This is a genomic window from Acidimicrobiales bacterium, from assembly GCA_035316325.1.
GTDB lineage: Bacteria > Actinomycetota > Acidimicrobiia > Acidimicrobiales > VFJN01 > DASXTK01.
The window spans coordinates 44,336-51,453 of the sequence record DATHJB010000211.1; the positions used below are offsets into that span (position 1 = coordinate 44,336).

Sequence of the window (7,118 nt, forward strand, 5' to 3'; positions counted from 1 at the left end):
CCCTTACGGGTGGCGGAGGGCCTTGCGGAAGTAGTCGGCGGTGCGGGCCAACCCCTCGCGAACGTCGACGCTGGGCTCCCAGCCGAGGCTCTTGCGGGCCAGGCTGATGTCGGGCTTGCGCTGGGTGGGGTCGTCGGCCGGCAGCTGCTCGTAGACGATCTCCGACGAGGAGCCCACCACGTCCAGCACGATCTCGGCCAGCTCGGACACCGTGAACTCCACCGGGTTGCCGATGTTCACGGGCCCCGTGATGTCGCCGTCGAGCAGCGCGACGATCCCCCGGATCTCGTCGTCGACGTAGCAGAAGCTCCGGGACTGCGTCCCGTCCCCGTAGATCGTCAACGACTTCCCCTGGATGGCCTGCACGAGGAAGTTCGACACCACCCGCCCGTCCTCGATCCTCATCCGAGGACCGTAGGTGTTGTGGCAGGCCACGCCGGTCCCCGCCCAGAAGTTCTCCCGGCCCGGGACCGAGAAGTCGTAGACCAGCTCGGTCGGTTCGATCTCCTCGATCGACTTCACCGGAGCCCACACGAGGTCGCCAGTGCGGCGAGCGTTCAGCTTCTGCGTGACACCACGGTCCCAGTCGAGCGGGCTCCACGGTGACACCTGCGGCACCGTGACCCGCCAGAAGGGATACCGACGATCACCGGTGCGTTGCCTCAAGGTGCTGGTGTAGCGACCGACACTGGGGCAGATGCCGAAGCGGGCCAGCGCCACGATCAGGTCGTCCTTCAGGTCGTCGCTGACCGTGGAGAACTCGTGCCGGACACCCTCCTCGAACTTCTGACCGGAGTGGACGCCGTCGCCCTCGCGGTAGCCCTCCATGAACCACTTGAGGCGGGACAACGGCAGCCCCAGGATCCAGCCGGGGATCTTCTTGGGACCCGCGCCGAAGCCGAGGTGCTCCAGCACGGCGAGCAGGAGCTGGCCTCGGGCGATGATCGCCCCCGACCGCGCCTCACTCGGCTGCTGCCAGCCGACGTGCAGCCACAGGTCCCGCTCGACCACCTTCGCGGCCCGCTTGAGCGTGTCCGTGTCGCACGACCAGTTGACGTAGGCGTCGTGGTCGCTCTGCTGCCAGCAACCCTCCGCCACCCACAGCCCCAGCAGCCAGAGCAGCTCGTCGGTGACCTTCAACGTGATCGGCAGCCAGGGCGACGCGCCGCTGACCCGGCGCCGCACCATCGCCGTCTCTGGGACGTGCAGGCCCAGCCGACGGACCTCGCCAACCGTCAGGTAGTCGAGATCACGGCTGCGGACCACCGAACCCCAGGTCGACTGCCGGACCTTCGGCCCAGGAGTGCGGCGGGACACCCGGTCGGCGACCAGGTCCTGGCGGTTCTCCCACACGTGCCAGCCCAGGCCCGGCCAGGTGACCTGGAGGTCGTCGGCGGAGCCGCCCGTCGCCTCCCAGGCGTCGACCACCGACACCCACTCCTTGTCGCGCTCCGGCACCTCGATGCGAGTGGCCACGGCGATGCGGTCGCCCACCTGCAGCTGGGTGACCGGTCGCGCCTCCGGCTCGCCGCCGGGCCCTTCGACGAACAGGCTGTGGTCGCCGGTCACCCGAACCGAGCGCCCGTAGCGGGTGTGGACCTCGAAGCAGGGGCCGGTCGGCGGATGGCCGAGCAGCGCGATCGCCTCGGACGCGGCGATCCGACCGCCGTCGCCGAACGCCGGCACGGTGTAGCCGTGGAGGTCGACGTTGGTGCCGATGCGGGCGGCCAGGTCGCCGACACGCTCGCGCCGTAGCTCGGTGCCGTCGTCGTAGAGCACCTGCTCGTCAGCGAGGATCGAGTTGAAGATGCGGACGATCCTCACGTCCAACCCGTGGTAGCGGTGGTACGCCATCGTGATCGCCTCGGCGAAGCGCTTCGCCTCGTCGTAGACGCCGCGGGGGCCCACGGGGTTGACGTGGCCCCAGTACTGCTCGTGCTGGGGGTGGACCTTGGGGTCGCCGTAGACCTCGCTGGTGGACGCCAGCAGGAAGCGGGCGTCCTTGCGCTTGGCGAGGCCCAGGCAGTTGTGGGTGCCGAGGCTGCCGACCTTGAGCGTCTGGATCGGCATCTCCATGTAGTCGCGAGGCGAGGCCGGCGACGCGAAGTGCAGCACCGCATCGACGGGGCCGGGCACCCACACGTAGGTGCTCACGTCGTGGTCGACGAACGTGAACCCGGGATGGCCGAAGAGGTGCTCGATGTTGGGGACCGCGCCCGTGCTCATGTTGTCGAGCGCGATGACCTCATCGCCGCGCGCGAGCAACACATCGCACAGATGCGATCCGAGAAAGCCAGCTCCACCGGTGACGACGACGCGCGCCATGGTTCTCGTCTCTCAACTTTCGGTTTGTGGCTGTAGCTGTGCCTGTGACGCCCCCGCCGGGCGACGACTGCTACCGGCCGATGCCGACGTACGAGAACCCTCGACGTTCCAGGGCCGGTCGGTCCAACAGGTTGCGAGCGTCCACGATGCGGGGCGCCTTCATCAGATTGGCCACTTTGTCGAAGTCCGTCCAGCGGAACTCGTCCCACTCGGTCAGAACCGCCAGAACGTCGGCGCCCTCGCACACCGAGTAGGCGTCGTTGGCGGGCGTCAGGCCCACGATCTCCGACTTCACGGCCGGGTCGTAGGCGCACACGTCGGCGCCCTCGGCCTGCAGCAGCTGGATGACCTTCAGCGCCGGCGAGTCGCGGGTGTCGTCGGTGCGGGCCTTGAACGTGAGGCCCCACACGCCCACCTTCACGCCCTCCAGGGACCCGCCCGCCATCTCCCGCACCTTGGTGACCACCCGGTGGAACTGGTCGTCGTTGACGGTGATCACGCCCCGCAGCAGGTCGAACGAGTACCCGGCGGTGTCGGCGATGTGGACCAGCGCCCGCGAGTCCTTCGGGAAGCACGAGCCGCCCCAACCCGGGCCCGGGCGGAGGAACTCGTGGCCGATGCGCTTGTCGTAGCCCATCCCCAGCACCACGTCCTTGACGTCGGCGCCCACGGCCTCGCACACCGCGGCGATGGCGTTCACGAAGCTGATCTTCGTGGCCAGGAAGGCGTTGGAGGCGTACTTGATGGTCTCGGCCGACGCCGGGTCGGTGACGATGATCGGGGCGGTCACGCCGATGTACAGCGCCGCCACCCGCACCGCGGCGGCCTGGTGCTCGCTGCCGATCACGATGCGGTCGGGGTGGAGGAAGTCGTGCACCGCCGAGCCCTCACGCAGGAACTCGGGGTTGCTGACCACGGCGACGTCGTCGCGCCCCAGCACCCGCTCGACCGCCCGGGTGGAGCCCACCGGCACGGTCGACTTGTTGACGACGACGGCCTCGGCCGGCAGCACCGGCCCGATCTGGCGGGCCGCGGTCTCGATGTACGACAGGTCGGCGGAGCCGTCGTCGGCCTGCGGGGTGGGCACGCACAGGTAGGCGAAGTCGGCGTCGCTGGCGGCGTTCTCGGCGCCGACCACGAAACGCAGCCGGCCACCCTCGAGGCCCTCGCGCACCATGTTGTCGAGGCCGGCCTCCACGATCGGGATCTCGCCCCGGCTGAGCTGCGCCACCTTGCCCTCGTCGATGTCGGCGCACACGACGTCGTGGCCGAGGTGCGAGAAGCAGGCGGCCGTGGTGAGGCCCACGTACCCAGCTCCGATGACGGCGATCTGCGCCATGTGGTGGACCTCCCTGCCCCAAGCCTGGTTCGGCGTGCGGAAACGCTAGCCCGTCAAGGCACCTGCACCCACCGCGCGTGAGCCGAGATCAGGGAGCGCGCCTCGCGGCCCGGCAGCCAACTAAAGTCTCGGCCTGTCCTGCCGGGCTCCGGGAGATGAGACTGTGCGCAACGCACTCGGTTCTGTCCAATCAGTTGTGGTGCTCGGTGGTGCCTCCGACATCGGGGCCGCGATCACCGAGCGGCTCATCCGCGACGGCTGCCGTTCGGTGGTGCTGGCGGGTCGCCGGCCCGAGGCCATGGAGCCCGTCGCCGAGCGCCTCCGGGGTGCGGGTGCCCAGGTCGGGGTCACCGTCTGGGACGCCGTCGACATCGGCAGCCACGCCGACGCCGTGAAGGCCGCCTGGGACGCGATGCCCGGTGGCGGCGACGTCGACTGCGTGGTCATGTCCGCCGGCGTGCTGGGCGAGCAGTCCCACTTCGAAGACGACCCCACGGCCGCGGCCGAGGCCCTCACCGCCAACTACACCGGGCCGGTGTCCACCCTGCTGCACGTCGCCCAGCGGCTGCGCCAGCAGGGGCACGGCAGCATCGTGGTGCTGTCGTCGGTGGCGGGTGAGCGGGCCCGGCGCTCGAACTTCGTGTACGGCTCGTCGAAGGCCGGCCTCGACGTCTTCTCGCAGGGCCTGGCCGACTCGCTGGTCGGCTCGGGCGTGCGGGTCGTCGTCGTCCGCCCCGGCTACGTGCACACATCCATGACGGAGGGCAAAGACCCTGCTCCGCTGGCGACGACGCCGGAGGTGGTCGCCGACGCGGTGGCCGGGGCACTGGCTTCGGGCGGCAAGGAGATCGTATGGGTACCCAACACCTTCCGCTATCTGATGACCGTCTTCCGGCACCTCCCGAGACCGCTGTGGCGCAAGGTCTCCGCCAACCGCTGACTCCCGGACCGGGAGGCCGACGATGACCGCGACGTCGGACCCTTCCACCCGCACCTCCGCACCCGTGCCCGTGCCCGACGACCAGGCGCCCGACGACTCCTCGTCGCTGCTCCTCGGGCTGCTCAAGCTGGCCCGGCCCAAGCAGTGGATCAAGAACCTCCTGGTGTTCGCGGCCCCCGGCGCCGCGGGGCTGCTCAAGGAGGTCGGCCCGCTCACCGACTCGCTCATCGCCTTCGTGGCCTTCTGCATGGCGGCGGCGGGCACCTACTACATCAACGACGCCCGCGACGTCGCCGCCGACCGCCTGCACCCGAAGAAGCGCTTCCGCCCCGTCGCCAGCGGCGTGGTGCCGGTGTCGCTGGCCTTCGTGCTGGGCGGCTGCCTGCTGGTGTCGTCGGTGGGTGTGGCGCTGCTGGCCAACCCGAAGCTGGCGGCGGTCGTCGTCGGCTACGTGTGCCTCACCACCGCCTACTCGAGCTGGCTGAAGAACATCGCCGTGGTCGACCTGGTGGCGGTGGCAGCCGGGTTCGTGCTGCGGGCGGTCGCCGGGGCCGAGGCCACCGAGGTGGGGATCTCGCAGTGGTTCTTCATCGTGACGATCTTCGGCTCGCTGTTCGTGGTGGCCGGCAAGCGGGGCGCCGAGGCCGCCGAGATGGGCGAGAACGCCGGCTCGTTCCGCTCCGTGCTCGCCTCCTACCGGCCCGAGTACACGGCCTACGTGCGGTCGGTCACGTCGAGCGCCTTCCTGGTGGCGTACTGCATCTGGGCGTTCGACGAGGCCACGTCGGCGGCGATCGCCAACCCCGACGGCCTGCCCTGGTTCCAGGCGTCGATCGTGCCCTTCGTGACCGCCGTGCTGCGCTACGCGCTCGTGCTCGATCAGGGCAAGGGTTCTGCGCCCGAAGAGATCTTCCTGGGTGACAGAATCCTCCAGTTGATTGGGTTGGCCTGGGTCGTGGTGTTCGGGATCGGGGTGTACACGGCGTGATGGACGATGATCTGGAGCTGGTCACCGGCTGGGGGCGCAACCCCGTCACGGCAAGCCGCGTCGCCCGCCCGACCAGCCCCGACGAGCTGACCAAGGCACCGCTCGACGCCGGCCCGCGAGGTGTCGTCGCCCGGGGCCTGGGCCGGGCCTACGGCGACGCGGCGATGAATGCCGGCGGCCTCGTGGTCGACGCCACCGGCGTGTCCGGCGTGCTCGACCTCGACCCGGCCAGCGGCATCGTCCGGGTGCTGGCCGGCACGTCGCTCGACGACCTGATGCGGGTCACCATCCCGCAGGGCTGGTTCCTACCGGTCACGCCCGGCACGAAGTTCGTGACCGTCGGCGGGGCCATCGCGTCCGACGTCCACGGCAAGGACCACCACGCCGCCGGCACCTTCGGCACGCACGTGCGGTCCCTGGTGCTGGGCCTGTCCGACGGCTCCACCCGGGTGCTCACGCCCGAGTCGACCCCCGAGGAGTTCTGGGCCACGTGCGGCGGCATGGGCCTCACCGGCACCATCGTCGAGGCGACCGTGGCGCTGCGGCCGATCGAGACCAGTCGCATCACCGTCGACACCGACCGGGCGCCCGACCTCGACAGCCTGCTCGCCCAGCTGGCCGAGGGCGAGGAGCGCTACCGCTACTCGGTCGCCTGGATCGACCTGCTGGCCCGGGGCCGCAACCTCGGCCGCTCGGTGCTCTACCAGGGTGAGTTCGCCACGGTGGAGCAGTTCGCGGCCGACGGAGGCAAGGGCGACCCGCTGGCTTTCGACCCGCCGAAGCTGCTCCCCGCTCCCCCGGCGCCGTCGGGCCTGCTCAACCGCTTCACGATCCGGGCCTTCAACGAGCTGTGGTTCCGCAAGGAACCCAAGCGCCGCCGCGACGAGCTCCAGACCGTCACCAAGTTCTTCTACCCGCTCGACATGATCGACCGCTGGAACCGCCTCTACGGCTCCAAGGGCTTCCTGCAGTGGCAGTGCCTGGTGCCGTTCGGCGAGGAGGACCTGCTGCGGTCGGTGGTCGAGTCGATCTCGGGCAGCCGCACCGCCAGCTTCCTGGCCGTGCTGAAGCGCTTCGGCCCGGCCAACCCGGGCCCGCTGTCGTTCCCGGCGTCAGGGTGGACGGTGAACCTCGACATCCCCGCCGGCGACGGCGCTCTGGTCGAGCTGTTGGCCCGGCTCGACCGCGAGATCGCCGGCTGCGGCGGCCGCGTGTACCTCGCCAAGGACAGCGTCCTGCACCCCGAGCTGGTCCCGAAGATGTACCCCCGGCTCGACGAGTGGCGGGCGGTGCGCAACCGCCTCGACCCCGAACGCCACTTCGTCAGCGACCTGGCCCGTCGCCTCCACCTGCTGGGCTAGTCGCCCAGGTGCCGTTCAGTTAGCGCTTCCTCAGCCTCGGTCGGGTCCCCGGTGGTGTTGTCGGGCTGTCGCCATCGTTGCGGTGTCGAGCGACCGTTTCGGTTCGTCAGCGCCGCTGCGTGTGTCGGCCGGGCGGTAGGTGCGGCGCCGGTCGACCGTTTCGGT

Annotated in this window: 5 protein-coding genes; 3 read left to right on the plus strand and 2 right to left on the minus strand. The window is 70.3% G+C overall.

Annotated elements, in window-relative coordinates:
• Window positions 1-3 precede the first annotated feature (3 nt).
• Both VK611_27320 and VK611_27325 read right to left on the minus strand, forming a co-directional pair.
• Window positions 4-2,325, minus strand: coding sequence for a GDP-mannose 4,6-dehydratase (locus VK611_27320; protein HMG45073.1), 2,322 nt, complete (start codon window positions 2,323-2,325; stop codon window positions 4-6).
• A 70-nt stretch (window positions 2,326-2,395) separates the two neighbouring features.
• Window positions 2,396-3,664 (minus strand): UDP-glucose/GDP-mannose dehydrogenase family protein, encoded by a 1,269-nt coding sequence (locus VK611_27325; GenBank protein ID HMG45074.1) that lies wholly within the window; start codon window positions 3,662-3,664, stop codon window positions 2,396-2,398.
• Window positions 3,665-3,827: 163 nt separating this feature from the next.
• On the opposite strand from VK611_27325, the gene VK611_27330 reads away from it, so the two are divergent.
• The 3 genes from VK611_27330 to VK611_27340 are packed head-to-tail and all read left to right on the plus strand — an operon-like array spanning window position 3,828 to window position 6,953.
• Complete coding sequence (locus tag VK611_27330) at window positions 3,828-4,604, plus strand: decaprenylphospho-beta-D-erythro-pentofuranosid-2-ulose 2-reductase (protein ID HMG45075.1); 777 nt, start codon at window positions 3,828-3,830, stop codon at window positions 4,602-4,604.
• A gap of 22 nt (window positions 4,605-4,626) precedes the next feature.
• Window positions 4,627-5,592 carry a decaprenyl-phosphate phosphoribosyltransferase gene (locus VK611_27335; protein HMG45076.1) on the plus strand — a complete coding sequence of 322 codons (966 nt, stop codon included), beginning with the start codon at window positions 4,627-4,629 and terminating at the stop codon, window positions 5,590-5,592.
• Window positions 5,592-6,953, plus strand: a complete 1,362-nt coding sequence (locus VK611_27340) for an FAD-binding oxidoreductase (GenBank protein HMG45077.1) — start codon at window positions 5,592-5,594, stop codon at window positions 6,951-6,953. Before VK611_27335 ends, VK611_27340 begins: the two co-directional genes overlap by 1 nt.
• Window positions 6,954-7,118: the final 165 nt, after the last annotated feature.

Excerpts from the sequence above, each read along its gene's own strand:
- VK611_27320 (HMG45073.1), bottom strand. The coding sequence starts at position 2,325 with ATGGCGCGCGTCGTCGTCACCGGTGGAGCTGGCTTTCTCGGATCGCAT.
- VK611_27335 (HMG45076.1), top strand. The coding sequence starts at position 4,627 with ATGACCGCGACGTCGGACCCTTCCACCCGCACCTCCGCACCCGTGCCC.
- VK611_27340 (HMG45077.1), top strand. The coding sequence starts at position 5,592 with ATGGACGATGATCTGGAGCTGGTCACCGGCTGGGGGCGCAACCCCGTC.
- VK611_27325 (HMG45074.1), bottom strand. The coding sequence starts at position 3,664 with ATGGCGCAGATCGCCGTCATCGGAGCTGGGTACGTGGGCCTCACCACG.